23 protein-coding genes and 1 pseudogene are annotated in these 24616 nt (G+C 64.1%); 11 read left to right on the top strand and 13 right to left on the bottom strand.

Translation table 11 applies throughout. The features are described 5' to 3' along the window. Window positions 1-180: 180 nt before the first annotated feature. Window positions 181-1611, top strand: coding sequence for a caspase family protein (locus IVB07_RS18900; RefSeq protein ID WP_018457974.1), 1431 nt, complete (start codon window positions 181-183; stop codon window positions 1609-1611). 76 nt (window positions 1612-1687) lie between these two features. Here the strand turns inward: IVB07_RS18900 and IVB07_RS18895 are convergent, their stop codons facing one another. Further along, the gene (locus IVB07_RS18895) at window positions 1688-1930 is read right to left on the bottom strand and encodes a BrnA antitoxin family protein (RefSeq protein WP_007610629.1); all 243 of its coding nucleotides are present in this window, start codon (window positions 1928-1930) and stop codon (window positions 1688-1690) included. A gap of 3 nt (window positions 1931-1933) precedes the next feature. Then, window positions 1934-2911, bottom strand: a complete 978-nt coding sequence (gene cysK / locus IVB07_RS18890; protein ID WP_018457976.1) for a cysteine synthase A — start codon at window positions 2909-2911, stop codon at window positions 1934-1936. A 199-nt stretch (window positions 2912-3110) separates the two neighbouring features. Here cysK and IVB07_RS18885 point away from each other — a divergent pair, with 199 nt between their 5' ends. Further along, a complete protein-coding gene (locus IVB07_RS18885) occupies window positions 3111-3329 on the top strand; it encodes a hypothetical protein (RefSeq protein WP_026233474.1) in 219 nt (72 codons plus the stop codon). 15 nt (window positions 3330-3344) lie between these two features. Here the strand turns inward: IVB07_RS18885 and tgt are convergent, their stop codons facing one another. Beyond that, on the bottom strand, window positions 3345-4493 hold the full coding sequence (gene tgt / locus IVB07_RS18880; RefSeq protein ID WP_247296644.1) for a tRNA guanosine(34) transglycosylase Tgt: 1149 nt from the start codon (window positions 4491-4493) through the stop codon (window positions 3345-3347). Between the two features lie 204 nt (window positions 4494-4697). Between tgt and IVB07_RS18875 the strand changes: the two are divergent. The 4 genes and pseudogenes from IVB07_RS18875 (at window position 4698) to IVB07_RS18860 (ending at window position 8884) form a co-directional block, all read left to right on the top strand. Beyond that, window positions 4698-5897, top strand: a pseudogene (locus tag IVB07_RS18875) (patatin-like phospholipase family protein). Window positions 5898-6030: 133 nt separating this feature from the next. Next, the gene (locus IVB07_RS18870) at window positions 6031-6777 is read left to right on the top strand and encodes a TetR/AcrR family transcriptional regulator (protein WP_018457980.1); all 747 of its coding nucleotides are present in this window, start codon (window positions 6031-6033) and stop codon (window positions 6775-6777) included. Window positions 6778-7024: 247 nt separating this feature from the next. Next, the gene (locus tag IVB07_RS18865) at window positions 7025-7627 is read left to right on the top strand and encodes a PepSY domain-containing protein (protein WP_018457982.1); all 603 of its coding nucleotides are present in this window, start codon (window positions 7025-7027) and stop codon (window positions 7625-7627) included. Between the two features lie 219 nt (window positions 7628-7846). After that, on the top strand, window positions 7847-8884 hold the full coding sequence (locus IVB07_RS18860) for an aspartate-semialdehyde dehydrogenase (protein WP_018457983.1): 1038 nt from the start codon (window positions 7847-7849) through the stop codon (window positions 8882-8884). A gap of 118 nt (window positions 8885-9002) precedes the next feature. Here the strand turns inward: IVB07_RS18860 and IVB07_RS18855 are convergent, their stop codons facing one another. From IVB07_RS18855 to coaD, 8 genes are all read right to left on the bottom strand, one after another. Continuing rightward, window positions 9003-9233: a type II toxin-antitoxin system VapC family toxin gene (locus IVB07_RS18855; protein ID WP_245288491.1), complete on the bottom strand. Its 231-nt coding sequence runs from the start codon at window positions 9231-9233 to the stop codon at window positions 9003-9005. After that, the gene (locus tag IVB07_RS18850; protein ID WP_018457984.1) at window positions 9230-9391 is read right to left on the bottom strand and encodes a type II toxin-antitoxin system VapC family toxin; all 162 of its coding nucleotides are present in this window, start codon (window positions 9389-9391) and stop codon (window positions 9230-9232) included. The genes IVB07_RS18855 and IVB07_RS18850 overlap by 4 nt, the downstream gene beginning before the upstream one ends. Next, window positions 9391-9633: a type II toxin-antitoxin system VapB family antitoxin gene (locus IVB07_RS18845; RefSeq protein WP_018457985.1), complete on the bottom strand. Its 243-nt coding sequence runs from the start codon at window positions 9631-9633 to the stop codon at window positions 9391-9393. The genes IVB07_RS18850 and IVB07_RS18845 overlap by 1 nt, the downstream gene beginning before the upstream one ends. Before the next feature lie 57 nt (window positions 9634-9690). Next, on the bottom strand, window positions 9691-10764 hold the full coding sequence (queA, locus tag IVB07_RS18840; RefSeq protein ID WP_018457986.1) for a tRNA preQ1(34) S-adenosylmethionine ribosyltransferase-isomerase QueA: 1074 nt from the start codon (window positions 10762-10764) through the stop codon (window positions 9691-9693). Window positions 10765-10906: 142 nt separating this feature from the next. Continuing rightward, window positions 10907-11371 carry a peptidylprolyl isomerase gene (locus tag IVB07_RS18835; protein WP_018457987.1) on the bottom strand — a complete coding sequence of 155 codons (465 nt, stop codon included), beginning with the start codon at window positions 11369-11371 and terminating at the stop codon, window positions 10907-10909. Continuing rightward, window positions 11368-11793 (bottom strand): hypothetical protein, encoded by a 426-nt coding sequence (locus IVB07_RS18830; RefSeq protein ID WP_018457988.1) that lies wholly within the window; start codon window positions 11791-11793, stop codon window positions 11368-11370. Before IVB07_RS18830 ends, IVB07_RS18835 begins: the two co-directional genes overlap by 4 nt. Before the next feature lie 8 nt (window positions 11794-11801). Further along, a complete protein-coding gene (locus tag IVB07_RS18825) occupies window positions 11802-12365 on the bottom strand; it encodes a peptidylprolyl isomerase (protein ID WP_018457989.1) in 564 nt (187 codons plus the stop codon). 41 nt (window positions 12366-12406) lie between these two features. Continuing rightward, entirely contained in the window at window positions 12407-12901 is a 495-nt protein-coding gene (coaD, locus tag IVB07_RS18820) for a pantetheine-phosphate adenylyltransferase (RefSeq protein WP_018457990.1), read from the bottom strand. A 247-nt stretch (window positions 12902-13148) separates the two neighbouring features. On the opposite strand from coaD, the gene IVB07_RS18815 reads away from it, so the two are divergent. After that, window positions 13149-13406, top strand: coding sequence for a hypothetical protein (locus IVB07_RS18815; RefSeq protein ID WP_018457991.1), 258 nt, complete (start codon window positions 13149-13151; stop codon window positions 13404-13406). A 199-nt stretch (window positions 13407-13605) separates the two neighbouring features. Further along, window positions 13606-15459 (top strand): KUP/HAK/KT family potassium transporter, encoded by a 1854-nt coding sequence (locus IVB07_RS18810; RefSeq protein WP_018457992.1) that lies wholly within the window; start codon window positions 13606-13608, stop codon window positions 15457-15459. 105 nt (window positions 15460-15564) lie between these two features. Here the strand turns inward: IVB07_RS18810 and gyrA are convergent, their stop codons facing one another. Together gyrA and IVB07_RS18800 are read right to left on the bottom strand one after the other, a co-directional pair. Then, window positions 15565-18309: a DNA gyrase subunit A gene (gyrA, locus tag IVB07_RS18805; RefSeq protein WP_018457993.1), complete on the bottom strand. Its 2745-nt coding sequence runs from the start codon at window positions 18307-18309 to the stop codon at window positions 15565-15567. Window positions 18310-18679: 370 nt separating this feature from the next. After that, entirely contained in the window at window positions 18680-19177 is a 498-nt protein-coding gene (locus IVB07_RS18800) for a single-stranded DNA-binding protein (RefSeq protein WP_018457994.1), read from the bottom strand. 459 nt (window positions 19178-19636) lie between these two features. Here IVB07_RS18800 and IVB07_RS18795 point away from each other — a divergent pair, with 459 nt between their 5' ends. From IVB07_RS18795 to uvrA, 3 genes are all read left to right on the top strand, one after another. Then, window positions 19637-20419 carry an outer membrane beta-barrel protein gene (locus IVB07_RS18795; RefSeq protein WP_026233477.1) on the top strand — a complete coding sequence of 261 codons (783 nt, stop codon included), beginning with the start codon at window positions 19637-19639 and terminating at the stop codon, window positions 20417-20419. Window positions 20420-20649: 230 nt separating this feature from the next. Further along, a complete protein-coding gene (locus IVB07_RS18790; protein WP_018457996.1) occupies window positions 20650-21339 on the top strand; it encodes an outer membrane protein in 690 nt (229 codons plus the stop codon). A 282-nt stretch (window positions 21340-21621) separates the two neighbouring features. Continuing rightward, window positions 21622-24603, top strand: coding sequence for an excinuclease ABC subunit UvrA (gene uvrA, locus IVB07_RS18785; RefSeq protein WP_018457997.1), 2982 nt, complete (start codon window positions 21622-21624; stop codon window positions 24601-24603). The last annotated feature ends 13 nt before the right edge of the window (window positions 24604-24616 follow it).

Genomic DNA, 24616 nt, shown 5'->3' with positions numbered 1-24616 from the left:
AAACCAAGTGGCCGTGTGATTTGGATCACGTTGGAAGGGTATTCCATCGTGCACATTCTGCCACACAGCAGCGGGTTGAACGCGACGAACTGCCGTTTTGGTGGCGCCGAGGCGGGCACTTCATGTAAGTTCGTGCCAATTCGTTGCTGCCTGCAATTTCGATTCTGTTGGGGATTCCAGATGCGCACTCTCACCCTCCTCGCGTCGCTGATGTGCATGGCACTGTCGGTCAGTGCCGCGAAGGCCGACCGCCGCGTTGCTTTCGTCGTCGGCAACGGCACCTACAAGAACGTCGCACAATTGCCGAACCCGCCGATCGACGCCAAGGCGATGGCGGCAACGCTGCGCAATGTCGGCTTCGAGGTGATCGAAGGTTCGAACCTCTCGCGCGACCAGATGACGGAGAAGCTGCTGGACTTCGGCCGCAAGGCGCAGGGCTCCGACGTCGCAGTGTTCTATTATGCCGGTCACGGCATCGCGGTCGGCGGCTCCAATTATCTTCTGCCTGTCGACGCCGACATCAAGTCGGAGATGGACGTCAAGCTCGGTGCCGCCATCAACATCGATCTGACGCTCGAGCAGACCATGGGCGACGCCAAGGTCAAGCTGGTGTTCCTTGACGCCTGCCGCGACAATCCGTTTGCCGCCAAGATCAAATCGAACTCCGCGACCCGCAGCGTCAACGTGCAGAGCGGTCTTGCCGAGATGAAATCCGGCGAAGGCACGCTGATCGCGTTCGCCACCGGCCCGGGCCAGACCGCGCTCGACGGCCAAGAGGGCAACAACAGCCCGTTCACCCGTGCGCTCATCGACAACATCACCAAGCCTGGTGTCGAGATCCAGCAGGCGATGACGTCGGTCCGCGCCCAGGTCAACGAGGAGACCCACAAGGGGCAGCTGCCCTGGGGCCACACCAATTTGACCGGCGCGGTCTATCTCAACCAGGCTCCGACGACGCAGGTCGCCAATGCGGCACCGACGGCTGCTGGCAGCGTGCCAATGGCGACGGGCGGCAGCTCGGACGGTGTCGAGCTCGAATACTGGCGTTCGGTCAAGGAGAGCAATAAGTCGGAAGAGCTCAACGCTTACCTCTCCGCCTACCCGAACGGTCAGTTCAAGGCGCTTGCGCTGGCACGCCTCGCGGCCATCAAGAGCGGCCCCTCGACCGCGACGCGCACCCTCACCGCTGGCGTCGATCCCGCGACCTTCACCGAAGAGGCCACCCAGCTTACCGAGGACCAAATCGGACTCGACAAGAACCAGCGCCGCGACGTTCAGCGTCGCTTGGGCGGGCTCGGCTTCGACAACAAACAGACAGGCGTCTTCGGCGACGAGACCCGGTCGGTGCTCAAGCGCTGGCAGGCGGCGCGCGGCTATCCCGCGTCTGGCTACCTGAACAAGCTCCAGCACAAGGCTCTGCTTTCGGAAGTCGTGGCCGGCCCGCCGACCGCGAGCGACAACAGCCAGAAGGCAGCCCGCCGGGCCGCCGCCCCCGCGGCCAGCAGCGCGCCCGCACCTGCTCCCCATCGCAGCAGCGGCGGCGATCCTGCCGGCGCAGCCTTCGTCGGCGGTGTCGTCGGCGGCATGATGGGCGGCATGTTCCGCCGCTGAGGCGAGGCCAATCGCAGATACAAAAGCCCGGCTCGCGCCGGGCTTTTTCGTTACGAATAAACCAAAGCTTTGGCGTCTACTTCCCCGCGGCCTTTCGCAGCGCCTCGTTGATGCGGTCCTGCCAGCCGGGCCCGCCGGACTGGAAATGCTCCAGCACGTCCTGGTCGATCCGCAGCGTGACCTGCTCCTTGACCCCCGGCGCCACGTTCTGCTTTGGCGGCGCCGCAGCGACCTTCGCCGTCACCTTCTTGAACGCCGCCTCGGCCTCCGTCCTGGCGTCGCCCAACGTCCGCGGCCGCCTCGGTGGTTGATCCGCCATGTCCTAGATTCCCTCAAACAGAGCCGTCGAAAGATACCGCTCGGAGAAGGACGGCACTATAGCCAGGATGGTCTTTCCCGCAGCTTCGGGTCGCTTGCCGATCTCGACGGCCGCGGCAATCGCGGCGCCCGAGGAGATGCCGCCCGGAATGCCCTCATGCCGCGCCAGTGCCCGCGAGGTCTCGATCGCCGTCGTCGAGTTGACCTTGACGATCTCGTCGATCACCGAGCGATCGAGAATGTCAGGGACGAAGCCCGCACCGATGCCCTGGATCTTGTGCGGCGTGTGCTGGCCACCCGACAGCACCGGGCTCTCCTCCGGCTCGACCGCAACCACGCGCAGCGAGGGCTTGCGCGGCTTCAGCACCTGGCCGACGCCGGTGATGGTGCCCCCGGTGCCGACGCCGGCGACGAAGAAGTCGATGTTGCCGGCGGTGTCATTCCAGATCTCCTCCGCGGTGGTGCGGCGGTGCACCTCGGGATTGGCGAGATTCTTGAACTGCTGCGGCATCACCGAATTCGGCGTCGTCTTCAACAGCTCTTCGGCCGTCGCGATCGCGCCCTTCATGCCTTGCGCGGCCGGTGTCAGCACCAGCTCCGCGCCCAGAAAGGCCAGCATCTTGCGGCGTTCGATCGACATCGACTCCGGCATGACCAGCTTGAGCCTATAGCCGCGCGACGCCGCGACGAAGGCCAGTGCGATGCCGGTATTGCCGGAGGTCGGTTCGATCAGCACGGTGTCGGGCTTGACGATTCCGGCCTTCTCCATGGCGATGATCATGGCCGCGCCGATGCGATCCTTCACGCTTGCGGCGGGATTGAAATATTCAAGCTTTGCCAAAATGGTCGCGTTCACGCCATGCATGCCCGGCAGCCGGCGCAAGCGCACGATCGGCGTGTCGCCAAAAGCATCGACGATCGAGTCATAGATCCGGCCGCGGCCGGGTTGGTGCGCTGCACCCGTGGTGGACGATGCGTCCATGATGAACTCCCTGTGGCGACGATTGTGCTTCTAGACAGCCTGCGGCGACACGCAAGCGAGATTGCGTTACATGTTAAATACGCTGCATCGCAAAATCGCGTGAGCAATAATTATCAGAAAACCAACGCATTTGTGTTGCGACCTCGTCAACTGATTCTGCTTATGTTAGACTTAGGTCTCAAGCTGGGAGGTCACCACGATGTCAGCAGTCGCTGAAGTGTTGTCGACCGTCGCACCGAACCGCGCTCCGCGTTGCAGTGAGTTGCCGGCCTGTCCCGTCTGCGCCGACTCCATGATCGCCGCCGAAGGTTCTGCGTATTTGTCGGAACACGTGATCAGCTATCTCTGGACCTGCGACAATTGCGGCTACGGCTTCGTGACCAAGCACTCCGTCAAGCAGCGCCTCGTCTGCAACTGACGTTTTGCACTTGACCTAGCGCGGGGCGATGTCGCCCCTCCCCCAGTCTTCGCGCGTACGCCGATAGAACTCCTCGAACGTTCCCTGTGCGATCGCGTCCCTGATGCCCTGCATCAGGAACTGGTAATAAGCGATATTGATCTCGGACAGCAGCATCGCACCCAGCGTCTCGCCCGCCTTGACGAGATGGTGCAAATAGGCGCGCGCGTAGCTGCGCGCCGACGGCCAGGAGCTCTCTTCGTCGAGCGGACGGGGATCGTCGGCGTGGCGCGCGTTGCGCAAATTCACCTGGCCGAAGCGTGTGAAGGCAACGCCATGCCGGCCATTGCGCGTCGGCATCACGCAGTCGAACATGTCGATGCCGCGCTTGACCGCCTCGAGGATGTCGTCGGGTGTGCCGACGCCCATCAGGTAGCGCGGCCGCTCTCTCGGCAGCAGCGGCGCTGTCTCGTCGATCATCGCCAGCATCACCGCCTGCGGCTCACCGACGGCGAGGCCGCCAATGGCATAACCATGGAAACCGATCTCGATGAGGCCTTGCGCGCTGGCATGGCGAAGCTGGGGTATGTCGCCGCCCTGCACGATGCCGAACAGCATGTAGCCGTCGGGCGCGCTCTCGAAGGCGCGCTTGCTTCGCTCGGCCCAGCGCAGCGACAATTGCATCGCGCGGTCGATGTCGGCGCGCTCGGCGGGCAGTCGCACGCATTCGTCCATCTGCATGGCGATATCGGAGCCGAGCAAACGCTGCACCTCGATCGAGCGCTCCGGCGACAGCTCGACCTTGGCGCCGTCGATATGCGAACGGAAGGTCACGGCCTGCTCGCTGACCTTGCGCAGATCCGCCAGCGACATCACCTGGAAGCCGCCGGAATCCGTCAGCATCGGCCCGTTCCAGCCGGTGAATGTCTGCAAGCCGCCAAGCGCCGCGATCCGCTCGGCGCCGGGACGCAGCATCAGATGATAGGTGTTGCCGAGCACGATGTCGGCACCGGCCTCACGCACCTCGCGCCAGTGCATGCCCTTCATCGCGCCGGCGGTACCGACCGGCATGAAGGCGGGCGTGCGCACCACGCCGTGCGGCGTGGTCAGGCGCCCGGTGCGCGCGGCGCCATCGGTGGCGAGCAGTTCGAAATGATTGGGCAGACCGGTGTCAGGACGATTCATGACGGTGCTTATTGCGTGTCGGAGCAGGCCGATCAACCCGCTCGGGCGATGCCTCGGCCGGCTTATGCATCAGACTGGGACAATGGGTTCAAATATTGGGGGACACGGAATTGTGCGCCTGCGACGCTTGTTAAACAAAACGACACAGTGTAGTTTTACCTTGGGCTGGACGAGATGCCGCGGCGATGTTGCCGGCGGCGGTAGATGCGTGATCGCCAGCCACCGCAATGCCCCTCCCTTCAAGTTCGACTGACCCAGCCGGCCGTTCGCATGGCTGGACGAGGTGGACCGGCGCCCGCCTGTTCGGATTGCTGGTCCTGACGTGCAGCTTGGCGCTCGGCGCCTGCACCTCCCTGCCCCGCACGCCCTATACGGCCACCGAAGCCAGCACATCGCGCGTGCTCGATATTGATGGCCTGCGGCGCTACGCCGACGAACCCATCACGAAATTCAATTTCGAGAAGGACACCAGCACCGCGACGAAGTCCTACCTGGCGCTGTCAGGCGGCGGCGCAGATGGCGCCTACGGCGTCGGTGTGCTCAACGGCTGGACCGCGGCCAGAACCCGTCCCACCTTCTCGGTTGTCTCGGGCGTGAGCACCGGCGGCCTGATTGCGCCCTTTGCGTTTCTCGGCTCGCAATATGACGACACGCTGAAGGAGGTCTATACCAGCGGCGTCGCGGAGAGCCTGTTGAGCGATCCCAGCATCATGCGCGTGCTGTTCGGATCCGGCCTGTTCGGCAACACCCGGCTGCGCGAGCTCGTCGCCCGCTATGTCGGACCGGAGATCATGGCGCAGGTCGCCCATGAAAACGCCAAGGGCCGAAGGCTGCTGGTGGTGACGACCGATCTCGACACCCAGCGCACCGCGATCTGGGACATGGGCAGGATCGCCGCGGTCGGCACGCCCGAGGCGCTCAAGCTGTTTCGCGACGTGATGGCGGCCTCCGCCAGCATCCCGCTGGTGTTTCCGCCGATCATGATCGACGCCGAAGGCGAGGGCCGCAGATTTCAGGAGATGCATGTCGACGGCGGTGTGACGGCCCCGGTGCTGACGCTGCCGGAAGCCTTGCTTTTCCAGGGCAGTCGCCTTCCCGGCCCTGCGAAGCTGGACATCTACATCCTCGTCAACAAGAAGATCGAACGCAATTTCGAGCTCGTCTCCAACAGCACCATCGACGTTGCCTCCCGCAGCCTGTCGTCAGTCGCAGACCCGCTCGATCATCTTCTCGACTTATGATTTTGCGAAGCGCAACCGCCTGGGCTTCCATCTCTCCTATATCGCGCGCGATTATCCGGCCGCCCCCTCGGAAGGGTTCGACACCGCTTATATGCGGGCGCTGTATCAGTACGGATATGAGAAGGCGGCTTCGGGCGAGGCCTGGACTTCGACGCTTCCGTGAGCGCTCGGTGAGGAACGGGGCCGTGCCGAGACGGTTGACGATGCGATCATTCGGCCAGATTAGCCATGACGCACTCGTTGCCGCGCGTTATAGAGCAATGACTGATGTCACGACCGCGCAGGAATCATTGGGCATGGGATTGACTGCGACCAGGACAAGACCGGCGGCGCCGCGGCGCGAGGTGCCGAAATCGCGCGGCGGCCGGCCGACGAAAAGCGCCGCGATCGAGCGCGATCAGCGGCTGATCGAGGTCGCAACCCGCCTGTTCCTGGATCGCGGCTTTGATGCGACCTCGCTCGATGCGGTCGCGGAAGCCGCGCGAGTGAGCAAGCCCACCGTCTATGCCCGTTACGGCGACAAGCGCGGCCTGTTTGCAGCCGTGCTGAGACGCGAGATCGCGCGATGGCTGGCACCGCTGTCCGCGGCCGCCGAGACGCAGCTCGGCAGCGCCTCGGATATCTCGGTCGAGCAACGGCTCGTCGAGATCGGGCGCGAGATGCTGACATTCACCTGCGGACCCGATGCCGTCGCCTTCAGCCGCATGATGACGTCGCAGGCCATCAACTTTCCCGACATCGCCAAGCTCGGCAAGGAGGAAGGCTGGCTCAAGGCCGTCGCCACCACGGCACGCTTCTTCGACCATCTGGTGGCGCAAGGCGCGCTCGACGTCGACGACACCACCATCGCGGCGGAAGTGTTCCTCGACGTCGTCGTCGGTCATAACCATCGTCTGGCGACGTTTGGAACGCCGCCGGAGATGAAGGCCGCGGAAAAGCGCATGCGCGCTGCGATCAAGCTGTTCCTGGCAGGCGCGCTGGGATCAGCGGACGGCAGCCAGAGTGCCGCCAAGGGCACTCAGCGACGCCGCCCGTCGCGCTGACAATTCCGTGAGGTTGCGAACTTTCCGGGAGATCTCGTGGCCGCGCCGTTGACCGAAACAAAACGATACGGTATGGTTTAATTATAGGGCGATGCGGATCGCTTTTTCACCAGCCCCAAGAGGTCCGCACCGCTTCGATCGTCCCGGCGGTACAGCCCGTCGCGACGCTCAGCGGCCGACCGATGCCCAAGGTCGGCCGCAAATTCTTGACGATCATCCGGCATACTCGCTGGCCGAGGGTTCGAGCATGACGACGGCCAAACGACGGATCTCGGGACTGCTCGCGATCGCCCTGTCCGCACTCCTCCTCGCAGCGCCGGCGCGGGCGATCGTGAGCACGGGCACGCCGACCACCCTTCACAACGACACAGATGGTGACGCCGAGGCCGACCGCCAAGCGGTCAGCCGCGAGATCGAGCGCTTCCGCAGCTCGTCGATCTCGATCAACCAGGCCATGGCGATTGCGGAAGCCCGCCACGTCGGTGCCACCACGGCGGATGTGAGTTTCGACGGAGCCTCAGGCGTGCCGGTCTACCGGGTGAAGACCCTGCACAACGACCGGATCTGGCGCCACACCATCAATGCCGCGACCGGCGAGCTCGTCGGCGGGGAAGCCGCCCTCCCTCTCGCCGAGCTCGACCTCGACGATCGCAGCAATCTCGCAGCGCTCGGTGCCATCAAGCACCGACTTGCGGATGCCGTCCACGTCGCCGAACGCGCGGCCTCCGGCAAAGCCATCAGCGGCGGACTGGTGCGCGAACGCGGCCGGCTGAATTTCGCGATCGTCGTCATCAGTGGCGACAACCTCAAGGAGGTCATCCTCGAACCGCCGGGCGCCCGGACCAAATAGCGGCAGCCCCAATCCCGCCGAAAAGCCATTGACGGGGGCAGGACTCTCCCGCATAAGCTCCCGCCATGTTCGCGACCACCAAACGCACGACTAAAACCACCACGGCCTTCGGGGCCCGGGGAGGCGTGCGCGTGTAGTCGTCGACTAGAACGCAATCCACTCTACCGAAGCCCCGCCCATGATGGTCCGGGGCTTTTTTGTTGTTTAGATCGCAATTCAATGGAGGACAAAGTGAGTAACGATCCCGTCGTCGCGATTGTCGGCGTCACCGGTGCGGTGGGCGCCGAATTCATCGCCACCATGGACAAGCGCGGCTTTCGCGTCGGCAAGCTCAAGGCGCTGGCCAGCGCCCGCTCGGCCGGCAAGACGGTGTCGTTCCGTGGGCAAGACGTCGTCATCGAGGAGCTGACCGAACGCGCCTTCGAAGGCGTCGACATCGCCCTGTTCTCCGCCGGCGGCAGCATCTCCAAGAAGTTCGCGCCGATCGCAGTCAAGGCGGGCGCCGTCGTCGTCGACAACTCCTCCGCCTTCCGCATGGACCCGAACGTGCCGCTGGTGATCCCCGAGATCAACGCGAATCGCATCCGCGACCACAAGGGCATCATCGCCAACCCGAACTGCGCCGCCATCACGGCGCTGGTGCCGCTGTGGCCGATCCACCAGAGCAACCGCATCAAGCGGGTGATCATCTCGACCTACCAGGCGGCCTCCGGCGCCGGCGCTGCCGCGATGGAGGAGCTGGTCGAGTCCACCCGCGCCAACCTCAACGGGCAGGTTTATACGCCGAAGGTGATGCCGCATCCCTACGCGTTCAACCTCTTCAACCACAACACGGCGATCGACCCTGACACCGGCTACAACGACGAAGAGACCAAGGTCATCAACGAAACCCGCAAGATCTTTGAGGACGACAAGATCGCGATCGGCGTCACCTGCGTGCGTGTGCCGGTGCTGCGGGCTCATTGCGAGGCCATCACCTTCGAATGCGAGAAGCCGATCAGCGAGGACCAGGTCCGCGCCATCATGGCACGAGCGCGCGGCGTCAAGGTCGTCGACGACCGTGCCAGGAACTACTTCCCGATGCCGATCGACGCCTCGGGCCAGGACGACGTCCTGGTCGGCCGCATCCGCAAGGACTTCAGCGACCCCTCCGGGCATTCGATCTCGATGTTCGTGGCGGCGGACCAGCTGCTCAAGGGCGCTGCGCTCAACGCGGTGCAGATCGCGGAGCTCCTGCCACAGCGGGTGATGGCGTAACGGAAGATGCGTAAGGTGGGCAAAGGCGCGCAAGCGCCGTGCCCACCACTTCGCATCAAGAAAGTTGGTCGGCACGCTTCGCTTTGCCCACCCTACAATGGCAAATAGCGCGGTCAGGTCAACGCGGGGAGAATGTCTGTCTTAGCAAAGTCGGCTCCCTTGAAGAGCAGCGGTTGCGAACGCGCTTTCGCCAAGCGTAGACCGCACAATCGACGATGTTGAGCTGCGCCGGATGCCCCCCGCCCTTGCCGAAGCGTTGAAATGCCTCGAACGCGCCTTTCGCCATGTCTGCGTCGAACGGCACTACGACAATCCCGGCAGTCTCCAGCAATTCGTCGAAGAACTTCACGGCCGATGCTCCGAGGCGAGCAGAGAGAACGATCTTGTTTCCAGGATTGCTACTGCTGACATCGACAGGCTGGCAGCATCCAGCATGGCTTTCCGATAGCGCTGCCCATCTGGCTCGTTGGTGACGGTCGCGACGATCGCAGACGTATCCAGCACCATCAGGACGGCAGCCCGAAACGGTCATAGCCGAGGATTTCGTCTGCAGGCCGAGAATCGAGAACGGGCAAGCCAGCGGTTCGCTCGAGGAACGACGTCAGGGCGGCCCTCCTATCGACCGCCGGCGATGCCACGCGAGACAAGCGCTCCTCGATGGCGCGTTCGAGCGCCGTCTCGATATCTTCCCCCGTCAAGCGGGCGAGGCGCTGGGCAAGCTCATCGACTTTCGCGGAACGGATGTTCATCGGCCACTCGATCCATGCAAAACGTATGAGCAGTATAGCACGAGAACGCCGCCCGCGTCACTCCCGCGCCGGAAACAGCAAACAGGCATCCCCGTACGAATAGAACCGATAGCCGGTTGCGATCGCGTGTGCATAGGCTTGCTGCATCGCCTCCAGCCCGGAGAACGCCGACACCAGCATGAACAGTGTCGACTTCGGCAAATGGAAATTGGTCAGCAGAATATCAACGGCGCGGAAGCGATAGCCGGGGGTGATGAAGATCGACGTCTCGGCGGCGAACGGCTCAATGGTGCCGTCCTCGCTGGCTGCGCTTTCGATCAGGCGCAACGACGTGGTGCCAACCGCGATGATACGGCCGCCGTTCTTGTGCGCCGTGTTGAGCCGCTCCGCCGTCTCGGACGACAGCGTACCCCACTCGGCATGCATCTTGTGGCCTTCGGTGTCGTCCACCTTCACCGGCAGGAAGGTCCCTGCCCCGACATGCAGCGTGACGCGATTGATGCCGACGCCGCGCGCGTGCATCGCCTGCTCCAGCGCCGGGGTGAAATGCAGGCCTGCTGTCGGCGCGGCAACGGCGCCTTCGTTCACAGCGAACATGGTCTGGTAGTCGGCGAGATCCTGATCATCAGGCGTGCGTTTCGAGGCGATGTAGGGCGGCAGCGGCGGGCTGCCGAGATCGGCGATGGCTTGATCCAGCGTCGGGCCGTGAAACGAAAATGACAGCGTCACCTCGCCTTCCCCGCCCTTCGCCTCGACCTCGGCGTCGAGATGGCCGAGCAGGCAGACCTTGCCCTCATTGCCGAAGCGGATGCGGTCGCCGGCGATGAGTTTCTTGGCAGGCTTCACCAACGCCTGCCAGCGCGAGCCGTCGAGGCGCTTGATCAGCGTTGCCTCGATCTTCGGCTCGGTCTCGCGGCCGATGCGACGGCCCTTTAATTGCGCCGCGATCACCTTGGTGTCGTTGACGACGAGCTGGTCGCCCGGCTTCAGCCATTGCGGCAGGTCGGTGATGATTTGGTCGCGCAGCGTGCCGCGATCGACGACCAGCATCTTCGCGGAGTCGCGCGGGCTCGCCGGGCGCAATGCGATGCGCTCGGCGGGCAGGTCGAAATCGAAGAAGTCGGTGCGCATCTCGGTCTCAGGGCCGCACAGTCACTCCTCATCCTGAGGGGTGCGGAACGCGCGTCTCGACGGATGAAGGCCCCGCTGCTGCAGCTCGGCCTTCATGGTTCGAGACGGCGCCACGCGCCTCCTCACCATGAGGGTTGAACGCCTACGCCGCGTCAGCCGCCATCCGCGCCTTGACGATCTTGTCGGGGTTCTGCACGGGCTCGCCACGCTTGATCTTGTCGACGTTCTCCATGCCCTCGGTGACCTTGCCCCACACCGTGTACTGGTTGTCGAGGAAGCGGGCATCGTCGAAGCAGATGAAGAACTGGCTATCGCCGGAATCCGGGCTGGCGGCGCGCGCCATCGAGGTGGTGCCGCGCACATGCGGCTCCTTGTTGAACTCGGCCTTCAGCTTCTGGCCGGAGCCGCCGGTGCCGGTGCCCTGGGGGCAGCCGGTCTGCGCCATGAAGCCGTCGATCACGCGATGGAATACGATGCCGTCGTAGAAGCCTTCGCGCACGAGTTCCTTGATGCGTGCGACGTGGCCGGGCGCCAGATCAGGCCGCATCTCGATGGTGACGGGGCCCTGCGTGGTCTCGAGGATCAGTGTGTTTTCGGTGGCGCTCATGCTCGTCTCTCTTGGGTTGGGGGTGAAGTCCTGTCAGGTGAAGATTTGCGGTTGCGAAACTGGATCGCGAACGGACGCCCCGCAGCGGCGCCGGCCATCGCATCGGTAAATGGCATCGGCGTGCAGCGTTGCAATGCCTCCATCACCGCGACCCGGTATTGCAGCCGGTCATTGTCGGAAGCCTCCGCGGATTCATAGGTAATCCTCGGATGGCCCAGAATGTTTCCAGCCCGGTTGAAGCTCACCACGACGGTGATGTCGATCGGGCGGGCCCTGGCGGCGGGCGGCGGCTTCCAGCAGGTGCGCAAATGCCGGAAGATGTCCTGAATGGTGTTGACCTGTGCGTCCTCGGCGACCGCGCCTGGGACGCCGAGCAGCAGCACCGCGGCAACCAGCAGGAGCTTGCCACCGCAGCGCGCCATCGCCGCTCCTATTTGATGTCGGAAGCGACCTGCACCTTCACCATCTTGTCGGGGTCGGTGACGGTGCCGCCGCTCGATCCGGGAGGCGCCTTCTTCAGCTTGTCGACGACGTCCATGCCCTGCACGACCTCGCCGATCACGGTGTACTGGTTGTCGAGGCTGCCGCCGTCGGCAAACATGATGAAGAACTGCGAATTGGCGGTGTCGACGCTGTCGCCGCGCCGGGCCATGCCGACGATGCCGCGCGCAAAATGCACCTTCGAGAATTCCTGCTTCAGGTTCGGATATTTCGAGCCGCCGGTGCCATTGAAGTTCTGACCGTCGCCGGTCTGCGCCATGAAGCCATCCATGACGCGGTGGAACGGCACGTTGTTGTAAAAACCCTCGCGCGCGAGCTGCTTGATTCGCTCGGCGTGCTGGGGCGCAAGGTCCGGCCGGAGCTTGATGACGATGCGGCCCTTGGTGGAGTCAATGACGATGGCGTTGGCCTTGTCGAGGCCGGCCGGCAAGGCTTGCGCGAAGGCCGGCACCGCGAACAGAACCGCGGCAAGAACTGCGAGAATTCGGATCATGACAACTCCGGATCAGAGATGAGAAAGGAAACGCGCCGTTATCAGGCGAATTTTGCCTTGAGCTGGGCCGCAACCAGCGGCGGGACGAAGGCCGAGACATCCCCGCCCATGGCAGCGATCTGGCGCACCAAAGTGGCGGTGATCGGGCGGACCATGGGAGAGGCCGGCAGGAAGATCGTATGCACCTCGGGCGCCATGGCCTCGTTCATGCCGGCGAGCTGCATCTCGTAGTCGAGGTCGGTGCCGTCGCGCAGGCCCCGAATCATGATCGTGGCACCGTGCTTGCGCGCCGAGGTCACCGACAGATCGTCAAACGTCACGGCCTCGAGCACGCAGCCGGCCTGGGCGGCCACCGGCCCGCAGACGTCATGGAGCATCTTCAGCCGCTCCTCGGTCGAGAACAGAGGCTTCTTGCCGGGGTGCACCCCGATCGCGACAACAAGCCTGTCGCACAGCGACACGCTGTGCCGGACCACGTCCAGATGGCCGTTGGTGATGGGGTCGAAGGAACCTGGATAGAAAGCAATGCGCGGCATGGCCACGTCCTACCGCGCCCTGCCCGGCCCGGCAAGCCGGTCAGGTTCCCTGGCGGTTTTTCCGCAGAAGCGTGTCGGAATGCGCCGAATTGTTTCGTCCTGAGGGCGGCCACGACACAAAACGGAGCGCGAACGAAACCATTTCCCGCGTTCGCGAAGACGTCCGGAAACTGGCCATGGTTACTAATCCAGCCAACGAACGACGGGCCGCACACTGGGCGTAGCGGCCGCATCACAGGGGACTGTCATGATCAAGGCTCTTTCGGCGATCGCCATTTCTGCGTGTGTTGCTGCCACCCTCACGCTCCTGCCCGGCTTCGCCCCCACCGTCGAGGCGAGCGTGCCGCAGCCGCTTGCCAAGAGCGACCGGCTCGATATCCGTACCGTCGGCAAGGACTGCTCGCAGCAGGCCTGGCCGAATTTCGAAGCGTCCTGCCTCCGCCAGGCCGGCACCAAAGCCAACATCCGCGAGGCTCGCCTTGTGACTGCCAACCGTACTCCGTAGTGGGGGTCTGTCAGTTTCGCGTCAGCTAACTCTCAAGATAAACCCCAAAGATATACCCCATGGATATTTGCGACGTCCCGTCGCACACTGCCTGATGCTCGCGCCCGTCGGAATGACCCGTCGGGCGCGATCCCATCGGGGGGTCGCCAGCACGCCTGCAGTCGCCTCCGGCCATCAACCTGATCCACTGCCGATTGCCATGACCATGGGCGCCCTCGGGGTGGTCTATGGCGATATCGGCACCAGCCCCCTCTACGCCCTGAAGGAAGCCGCCAAGGCCGCCGCCCATGGCGGCACTTTGACGAACGATGCCGTTCTGGGCGTCGCCTCGCTGATCCTCTGGGCGCTGTTGCTGATCATCTCACTGAAATATGCGCTGTTGATTCTGCGTGCGGATAACCGCGGCGAAGGCGGCATCGTCGCGCTGCTGGCCTTGCTGCATGCCCGCAACGCTCAACCCGGTACCTGGCGCGCGCATTTGCTGGTCGTCGGCCTCATCGGCGCCGCGCTACTGTACGGGGACGGCGCGATCACGCCGGCCATCTCCGTGCTCTCAGCCATCGAAGGTCTGAAGGTCGACGCACCCTCGCTCGCGCCGGCGGTTGTGCCCGTGACCGTCGTCATCCTGATCGGACTGTTCATGATGCAGAAGCAGGGCACCGGCTTCATCGGCCGCATCTTCGGACCGGTGATGCTGGCCTGGTTCTTCGTGCTGGCAGCGCTCGGCATCCACGGCATCGTCAAGGCGCCGGCGGTGCTGGCGGCGCTCAGCCCGCTCTATGCGTTCGACTTCCTGATCCATCAGGATTTTCATGTCTCCTTCGCGATCCTGGGGGCCGCCTTCCTCGCGGTGACCGGCGGCGAAGCCATGTACGCCGACATGGGGCATTTCGGCCGCCTGCCGATCCGGCTGGCCTGGTTCGCGATCTGCCTGCCTGCGCTCGTGCTGAACTATTTCGGCCAGGCCGCGCTGCTGATCACCGATCCCACCATGATCGAAAATCCGTTCTTCCAGCTCTGCCCTGACGCCCTGCATTATCCGCTGGTCGCGTTCTCGGCGGTCGCGACCGTGATCGCCTCGCAAGCCATCATCTCCGGCGTGTTCTCGTTGACGCAGCAGTCGATCCAGCTCGGCTTCCTGCCGCGCATGCAGATCCGTCACACCACGAGCGACGCGATCGGCCAGATCTACGTGCCGTTGGTGAACTGGCTGCTCGCCGCCGCAACGCTCGGCGCCGTGCTGAGTTTCGGCAGCTCGGAGGCGCTGGCCGGCGCCTACGGCATCGCGGTGTCGCTATTGATGGCGATCACCACGCTGCTCGCCGCCCTGGTCGCGATCCAGTGGGGCTATTCACCGTGGCTCGTGGTTGCCGTGAACGGCTTCTTCTTCGTGATCGATTTGATCTTCTTCTCGGCCAATTCGATCAAGCTGTTCGAGGGCGGCTGGTTTCCGCTGATGCTGGCGGGCTTCGTCGCCTTCCTGATGCTGACCTGGCGCAGCGGCGTGAAGCTCGTCGAAGCCGCACGCGCGAAGCTGCGCCAGCCCGAGGAGGATCTGATCGAGACCGCGGTCAACCAGTGCAGCGCCAGACTCCCCGGCACCGCCGTGTTCCTGGCCTCGGCGCCGCGCGGCGTGCCGCTGGCACTGACCCAGTTCGTCAAGCACAACCACGTGCTGCACGAGCGCATCGTCCTGGTCACCGTGCTGATCGAGGAGCTTCCTCACATCGCCGACGAAGACCGCATCGAGGTGATCGAGATCATTCCCGGCATTACCCGCGTCGTTCTGCATTACGGCTTCATGCAGAACCCGACGATTTACGAAGGGCTGACCTTCGCCTGCCGCCACGGCAAGCTGCCCGGCATCGACCTCTCCGACATCACCTATTACGTCGGCCGCGAGACAATCATCCCGCGCGAGGACGTGCCGGGCATGTGGGTCTGGCGCGAAACCGTGTTCGCCTTCCTGCAACGCAACGCCGAACGCTCCGCCGCGTTCTTCGGCGTACCTACCAAGCAGGTGGTGGAATTCGGCACGGAGCTGGAGATTTAGCTGGTCAGTGCAGTATCCGGATCGAGCACAACTCAATCCGGGACAGCCGTCCGAATGAAGAACCCGGATTTCGCTTGCGCTCCATCCGGGCTACGGGGTGACGCATCACTCCCCGTTCGACTCCCCATTCGCCCCGTTTCCGCTCTCGGCCTCTTCCGTGATGTGCTCGACCGAGACGACGTGTTCGTCCTCCGCGGTGTCGAACACGATCACGCCCTGGGTCGAGCGGCCGGCGACGCGGATGCCTTCGACCGGGCAGCGGATCAGCTGACCCTTGTCGGTAACCAGCATGATTTGATCAGCATCCTCCACGGGGAACGACGCTACGAGGTTGCCGTTGCGGTTGTTGACGCTCATGGCGACGATGCCTTTGCCGCCGCGGCCCGTGGTGCGGTACTCGTAGGACGACGTCCGCTTGCCGTAACCGTTGACGGACACGGTCAGCACGACCTGCTCCTGCGCTGACATCTCGACGTAACGCTCCTGGGCGAGTTGGAAGCTGCCGGAGGTCTCCTCGGTCTCGGCGTCCGCCGCCGGCTCCTCGGCCGCAGCTTCGCCGGCGACCGCACGACGCATCTTCAGGTACGCCGAGCGCTCGTCGGACGTCGTCTCGACGTGGCGCAGGATCGCCAGCGAGATCACCTTGTCGCCCTCGGCAAGCGCAATGCCGCGCACGCCCATCGAGGTGCGGCCGGTGAACACCCGCACGTCGGTCACGGGGAAGCGGATGCACTGGCCGCCGGCGCCGGTCAAAAGCACGTCGTCGTGCTCAGTGCAGATCTGCACGTCGACGATCGCTTCATTGTCGTCGAGCTTCATCGCGATGATGCCGGAGCGGCGGACATCCACGAAGTCGGACAGCTTGTTGCGCCGGACGTTGCCGCCTGTCGTGGCAAACATCACGTCGAGATTGCCCCAGGTGGACTCGTCCTCCGGCAGCGGCATGATGGTGGTGATGCGCTCGCCCTGCTCCAGCGGCAGGATGTTGATCAGCGCCTTGCCGCGCGCATTCGGCGCGGCCATCGGCAGGCGCCAGACTTTGATCTTGTAGACCTGTCCGCGCGAGGAGAAGAACAGCATCGGAGTATGCGTGGACGCCACGAACAGCCGGCTGACAAAATCCTCATCGCGGGTCTGCATGCCGGCGCGGCCCTTGCCGCCGCGGCGCTGGGCCCGGTAGGCCGACAGCGGCACGCGCTTGACGTAGCCGGCGTGCGAGACGGTGACGACCATGTCCTCGCGCTGGATCAGGTCCTCGTCCTCGACCTCACCTTCCTGCTCGATGATGACGGTGCGGCGCGGGGTTGCGAACTCGGCCTTCACTTCGGCGAGCTCGGACTTGATGATGCCCAGCACGCGGTCGCGCGAGCGCAGGATGTCGAGATAGTCGGCGATCTCGCCGGCGAGCTTGTCGAGCTCCTCGCGGATTTCGTCGCGGCCGAGTGCGGTGAGGCGTTGCAGGCGCAGATCGAGAATGGCCCTCGCCTGCTCCATCGACAGCCGGATCGTGCCGTTCTCGCTGATGCGGTGGCGCGGATCGTCGATCAGCGTCAGCATGTCCTCGACGTCCCGGGCCGGCCAGTCGCGCGACATCAGGGTGTCGCGGGCGGTGGTCGGGTCGGGCGAGGTCCGGATGACGCGGATCATCTCGTCGATATTGGCGACTGCGATGGCGAGACCGACCAAAACATGGGCGCGATCTCGGGCCTTGGCGAGCAGGAACTTGGTGCGCCGCGTGACGACCCGCTCGCGGAAGTCGACGAAGATCGCCAGCAGGTCCTTCAGGTGCATGACCCGTGGACGGCCGCTGTCGAGCGCCACCATGTTGACGCCGAAGCTCGTCTGCAGCGGCGTGAACCTGTAGAGCTGATTGAGCACCACATCCGGCACGGCGTCGCGCTTCAATTCGATGACGACGCGGTAGCCGTCGCGATCGGATTCATCGCGCAGGTCGCCGATGCCTTCGATCTTCTTTTCCTTGACCAGCTCGGCGATGCGCTCGACCATCGTCGCCTTGTTCACCTGGTAGGGAATCTCGGTGATGATGATCGCCTCGCGCTCCTTGCGGATGGTCTCGATCGCGACCTTGCCGCGCATCATGACCGAGCCGCGGCCGAGGTGATAGGCGGCGCGGATGCCCTGCCGTCCGAGGATGACGCCGCCGGTCGGGAAGTCCGGTCCCGGCACGATGTTGATGAGCTCGTCGATGGTGAGCGCGGGGTTGTCGATCAGCGCGACGCAGGCGTCGATGACCTCGCCGAGATTGTGCGGCGGGATGTTGGTCGCCATGCCGACCGCGATGCCGCCGGCGCCGTTGACGAGAAGGTTCGGGAACTTGGCTGGCAAGACCGACGGTTCGGTCTCGTTGTTGTCGTAGTTCGGCTGGAAGTCGACCGTGTCCTTGTCGATGTCGGCCAGCAGAGCCAGCGCCGCCTTCGTCAATCGGGCTTCGGTATAACGATAGGCAGCCGGGGGATCGCCGTCGACCGAGCCGAAATTGCCCTGGCCGTCGATCAGCGGCACGCGCATGGAGAAGTCCTGCGCCATCCGGACCATGGCGTCGTAGATCGACTGGTCGCCATGCGGATGATATTTACCGATGACGTCACCGACCACGCGGGCGGACTTGACGTACTTCTTGTCCGGCGTGTGCCCCTGCTCGTTCATCGAGTACAGGATGCGGCGATGCACCGGCTTCAGGCCATCGCGGGCGTCAGGCAGCGCCCGCGCCACGATCACGCTCATGGCGTAGTCGAGATAGGACTTCTTCATCTCCTCGAAGATGGAGACGGGGCGAATATCCGAGGGTTGCGCCGGCTGGTCGCCGGGCTTGTCGTCGTCGTCAGCCAAGGGGAAATCCGGTGAGGTTTTATCTGGGAATCATATAGCGCATCGAGCCTCTGATAACCACCCTCGCGGCGTTCTGGGAAGCGCTTTTTCCGCCTATTTTTCCAACAACTTAAGCCCTTGCGAGCGGTGTCTCGGACAGCACTCGCATCGGCCTTGCAAAATCGCCGCTCACGCGTGGAAAACCGCGCGGTGAGCTTGCCGCGTCGGCGCGTTTGCCAAGCCGCAATCCGAGCTCACCCCAAACATGAAGCGGGCCCGGAAATGCCGAGCCCGTCCTGTCGATTAGTGGGATGTTCTGACATGAGATGAGAAGCGCCGCCCATCCGGCCGGGCGTCCGCATCAGGCGCCGCGTTCTTGGAGCGGAATCGCTCAGAACGGGATATCGTCGTCCATGTCGCTGTTGCGGCCACCGCCGCCGGCGGCAACAGGGCGCCGCGGCGTGCTGCTGACCGGACCGGAGGAGCCGAAATCGCCGCCCGGCTCGTCGCCGAAGCTGCCGCCTCCGCCACCGCCGCTACGACCGTCCAGCATCGTCAAGGTCGAGTTGAACCCCTGCAGCACGACTTCGGTCGAGTACTTTTCGACACCGCTCTGGTCGGTCCATTTGCGGGTCTGGAGCGCACCCTCGACGTAAATCTTGGCGCCCTTCTTCAGATACTGTTCGGCGACCTTGCAGAGCCCTTCATTGAAGATCACGACGCGGTGCCACTCGGTCTTTTCCTTGCGCTCGCCAGTCGCCTTGTCGCGCCACGTCTCCGAAGTCGCGACGCTCAGATTGGCGATCGGCCGCCCGTCCTGGGTGCGGCGGATTTCAGGATCCTTGCCGAGATTTCCAACCAGAATGACCTTGTTGACGCTTCCCGCCATCTCCGCTCTCCGCTCCGAATGCCACTGAATTCAAGAAGGCCGGTCCGCTCCCGCGTTCCGCCGTGCCTGTTGAGGCGACCCTATACGCTCGCCGAACACTTGCGGACGACGATCAGGCCGTCACCCTTCCGGTTATCCCCACATATAGCATCGACCTCCGGTTCGTTCCAGATTTGTTCTTGGCGAAGACAGATCTGAAGGCGTGGGATCGATCGGCCACATGTGTTGCGGAAAGGCACACGTCGATTGGAACCTTTGTAGGTTCCCAAAAATGGAAGAAAGAACTTAACATTCAGCAAGTTATGGGTACTCGCACTGCCCCGGTCTTGTTGCATTTGGGAGACGGACTCTGCCGCTCCGTAGAGCTACGGTTGCCTCGGACTTAGTTCATATGGGCCCTCGCGCCTGATCAGCCGCTTCGGGGAAATAAGAAGCGGACGAAACCTGGGGAGACTGGCAATGAATAAGCTTCTTATTTGTGCAATCGGTGCAGTGGCGATGGGCTTGTCGGCTCCCGCAAGCGCGGCGGACATGGCCGCGCGTCCCTACACCAAAGCCCCGCCGCCGGCGGTTGCCGCCATCTACGACTGGAGCGGCTTCTACATCGGCATCAACGGCGGCGGTGGCTCCAGCCACAAGTGCTGGGACTTCGTCACGCCCGCGACCGGCGTTCTCGTCGGCGAAGGCTGTCACAATGCAACAGGGGGCACCGTCGGCGGCCAGATCGGCTATCGCTGGCAGTCCGCCAATTGGGTGTTCGGTCTGGAAGGCCAGGGCAACTGGGCTGACTTCCGGGGCGACAACGTGAGCACCCTCTTCCCTGGTACCGCTTTGGTGACGGGTGATCGCAACCGTTCCCGCATCGACGCTTTCGGTCTCATCACCGGTCAGGTCGGTTACGCCTGGAACAACGTGCTGCTTTACGTGAAGGGCGGCGCCGCCGTCGTCGGTGACAAGTACGACATCTACGCTGCTGCGGGTACGCCCGGCGCGGGCGCGCTGCTGGCTTCGGCCCGGGAGACTCGCTGGGGTGGCACGGTCGGGGCCGGTCTGGAATTCGGCTTCGCCCCGAACTGGTCGCTGGGCTTTGAGTACGACCACATCTTCCTTGGCGATCGCACGATCGGCTTCACAACGCCCGCGGGTGCGGTATTCGGCAGCGACCGGATTCGCCAGGACGTAGACATGGGCCTGGTGCGCTTGAACTATCGCTGGGGCGGTCCGGCCATCGCAAGGTACTGATCGCGCTGGACATATCGCACTTCGAAGGCCGGCCTTGCGCCGGCCTTTTGCTGTGCAGTTCTCCAATATTAATCGGTCAATAACCGTTCCGTTTTCCGACCGTTGTTGCTTTTGAGTGACACAACTTGCGGCTTCACTGGTGTAAGTACGGCATCAGTTGGGCAAGTGAGTCCGATGCCCTCCCTATCGTGGAAGGCACAATCAGAAACTGGGACTGGGATTAGTTGAAAATGAAAAAGGTTTTGTTGGCTTCGGCCTGTTTGTTCGCTCTCGCCGCCCCGGCTTCGGCCGCTGATCTCGCGGCGCGCCCCTACACCAAGGCCCCGGTGGCCATGGCTTCGGTCTACAACTGGACCGGCTTCTACCTCGGTATCGTCGGTGGCGGCGCTTGGGAAAATTCCTCGACCGACCCGAAGATGAAGGGCGGCTTCGTCGGCGGTACTGCCGGCTACAACTGGCAGACCGGCAATGTCGTGCTCGGCGTCGAGGCCGATGGTTCCTGGGCTGATGTCAGCGCGTCGGTCACCGGCCCCGTTGCCGTCCCCGGCTTCGGCCTCGTCAGCACCACCCTCAGCTCCAAAACCGATGCGATGGGAACCGTGCGCGGCCGCATCGGCTACGCCGTCAACAACGTCCTGTTCTACGGCACCGGTGGTTACGCCTGGATCGACAACAAGCTCAGCGTCAGCGCGCTCGGCGTGACCGTTTCCGACAGCAAGTGGCACTCCGGCTGGACCGTCGGTGCGGGCGTCGAAGCGTTCTTCGCTCCGCAGTGGTCGGTCAAGGGCGAGTACCTCTTTCGCAGCCTCGGCGGCGAGACCTACTTCTCGGGCGCCCTGCCCTCCGGCACGCTCGAGTTTCACACCGTGCAGGTCGGCGTGAACTATCACTTCGGGGGCCCGGTGGTCGCCAAGTACTGAGTTCAGTACTTAGCCCCAACGCCATCCGCGTTACGAAAGGCCGGCCTTGTGCCGGCCTTTTTGTTTTGTCGGGCACGTTGCCGCGCAGTTCCACCCTGCTCCTGCCAGATGCCGCCAGTGCGCCAACAATCCGTTGACGATTCGCAAGTCCCACTGGAAATCCGTCTCCGTTCTTCCTACGTTCGCTGACAACCCCATCGGCGCCGATCCCGGTTCCGGGCGAAGCGCGCCTTTTTTGTTGGCGCGATCGCGCGCCTTTGGGATTCCTTGAGGGCAACCCGGATGGATGAAGTGATCAAGGCGAAGCGCCAACAGCAGAACGTGGGATCAAACCTGCGCGCAATTACCATCCGTGGCGCGCGCGAGCACAATCTCAAGAACGTCGATGTCGAGATTCCCCGCGACAAGCTGGTGGTGTTCACGGGGCTGTCGGGCTCCGGCAAATCCTCGCTCGCGTTCGACACCATCTACGCCGAAGGCCAGCGCCGCTACGTCGAATCGCTGTCTGCCTACGCCCGCCAGTTCCTGGAGATGATGCAGAAGCCCGACGTCGACCAGATCGACGGCCTGTCGCCGGCGATCTCGATCGAGCAGAAGACGACGTCGAAGAACCCGCGCTCCACCGTCGGCACGGTGACCGAAATCTACGACTACATGCGCCTGCTGTGGGCGCGCGTCGGCGTGCCCTATTCGCCCGCCACCGGCCTGCCGATCGAGAGCCAGATCGTCTCGCAGATGGTCGATCGCGTGCTGGCGCTGCCCGAGGGCTCGCGCCTCTATCTGCTCGCGCCGGTCGTGCGCGGCCGCAAGGGCGAGTACCGCAAAGAGCTTGCCGAATGGCTCAAGAAGGGCTTTCAGCGCGTCAAGATCGACGGCGCCTTCCACGAGCTCGCCGAAGCCCCTGTTCTCGACAAGAAATTCCCGCACGACATCGACGTCGTCGTCGATCGCATCGTGGTGCGCCCCGACATCGGCCAGCGCCTCGCCGAAAGTTTCGAGACCGCGCTGAAACTTGCCGAGGGCCTCGCCGTCATCGAATTCGCGGATGCGCCGGCTGCGGCAGCACCCGCGGAAGAGAAGAAGAAGACCGCAAAGATCCACGACAAGAGCGGACCCGAGCGCATGCTGTTCTCGGAAAAGTTCGCCTGCCCGGTGTCCGGCTTCACCATCCCCGAGATCGAGCCCCGGCTGTTCTCGTTCAACAACCCCTATGGCGCCTGTCCTGCGTGCGGCGGCCTCGGCGTCGAGCAGCATGTCGACGAAGACCTCGTCATTCCCGACAAGGAGCTCGCCATTGGCAAGGGCGCAATCGCGCCCTGGGCCAAATCCTCGTCGCCCTATTACATTCAGACGCTGACTGCGCTCGGCAAGCACTACAAGTTCACGCTGACCACCAAATGGAAGGATCTGCCCAAGAAGACGCAGAACGCGATCCTCCATGGCTCCGGCGAGGACGAGATCAAGTTCTCCTACGAGGACGGCGTCCGCTCCTACGACACCAAGAAGCCGTTCGAGGGCGTCATCACCAACATCAACCGCCGCTATCGCGAGACCGAGAGCGAGTGGGCGCGTGAGGAGCTGGCGAAGTACTTCCACGACGTGCCCTGCGAGGCGTGCCACGGCTTTCGGCTGAAGCCCGAGGCGCTTTGCGTCAAGATCGGCGGCAAGCATATCGGCGACATCTCCGAGATGTCGGTGAAGGGCGCCGGCGCGTGGTTCGAGACCGTGCCGGAGGCGCTGAACACCCAGCAGAACGAGATCGCCGGCCGCATCCTCAAGGAGATCCGCGAGCGCCTCACCTTCCTGCTCGACGTCGGCCTCAACTACCTCACGCTCTCCCGCTCCTCCGGCACGCTCTCCGGCGGCGAAAGCCAGCGCATCCGGCTGGCTTCGCAGATCGGCTCGGGGCTAACAGGCGTGCTCTACGTGCTCGACGAGCCCTCGATCGGCTTGCACCAGCGCGACAACGCGCGCCTGCTCGACACGCTCAAGAGACTTCGTGACCTCGGCAACACCGTGATCGTGGTCGAGCACGACGAGGACGCGATCCTGCTCGCCGACCACGTGCTCGACATCGGCCCCGGCGCCGGCATGCATGGCGGCAACATCATCGCCGAAGGCACGCCCGCCGAGATCATGCGCAACCCCAACTCGCTGACGGGCAAATATCTCACCGGCGAGCTCGAGGTCGAGGTGCCCGAGCGGCGCCCGCCGAACCATCGCCGCACCATCAAGGTGGTCAACGCGCGCGGCAATAACCTCAAGAACGTTACGGCCGAAATTCCGCTCGGCCTGTTCACCTGCGTCACCGGCGTCTCCGGCGGCGGCAAATCGACGCTGCTGATCGACACGCTCTACAAGGCGATCGCCCGCAAGCTGAACAATGCCAGCGAAGGCGCCGCGCCGCACGACCGCATCGAGGGCCTCGAGCACATCGACAAGATCATCGACATCGACCAGTCGCCGATCGGTCGCACGCCGCGCTCCAACCCCGCGACCTATACCGGTGCCTTCACGCCGATCCGCGAATGGTTCGCCGGCCTGCCCGAGTCGAAAGCGCGCGGCTACGAGCCCGGCCGGTTCTCCTTCAACGTCAAGGGCGGCCGCTGCGAGGCCTGCCAGGGCGACGGCGTCATCAAGATCGAGATGCACTTCTTGCCCGACGTCTACGTCACCTGCGACGTCTGCAAGGGCAAGCGCTACAACCGCGAGACGCTGGAGGTCCTATTCAAGGGCAAGAGCATCGCCGACGTGCTCGACATGACCGTCGAGGAAGCGGCCGAGTTCTTCAAGGCGGTCCCACGTGTACGCGAGACGTTCCAGACGCTGCATCGCGTCGGCCTCGACTACATCCATGTCGGCCAGCAGGCCACGACGCTCTCGGGCGGCGAAGCCCAGCGCGTCAAGCTCGCAAAAGAGCTGTCAAAGCGCGCCACCGGCCGCACGCTCTACATCCTGGACGAGCCGACCACCGGGTTGCATTTCCACGACGTCAAGAAGCTGTTGGAGGTGCTGCACGAGCTGGTCGCGCAGGGCAACACGGTCGTCGTCATCGAGCACAATCTCGAAGTGATCAAGACCGCCGACTGGGTCATCGACCTCGGCCCCGAAGGCGGCGATGGCGGCGGCGAGATCGTCGCCTGGGGCCCGCCAGAGGACATCGCAAAAGCGCCGCGGAGCTATACGGGGAAGTTCCTGGCGCCGGTGCTGGCGAAGGCTCGGAAGCCGAAGCGGAGACGCGCGGCGAGCGAGGCGGCCGAGTAGGTTACGCCGCGGG

The organism is Bradyrhizobium sp. 172 (genome assembly GCF_023101065.1).
In the GTDB taxonomy this organism is placed as follows: Bacteria; Pseudomonadota; Alphaproteobacteria; order Rhizobiales; family Xanthobacteraceae; genus Bradyrhizobium; species Bradyrhizobium canariense_D.
Note: the sequence above shows the minus strand (reverse complement) of the source record. Positions and strands in the feature narration are given on the sequence as shown.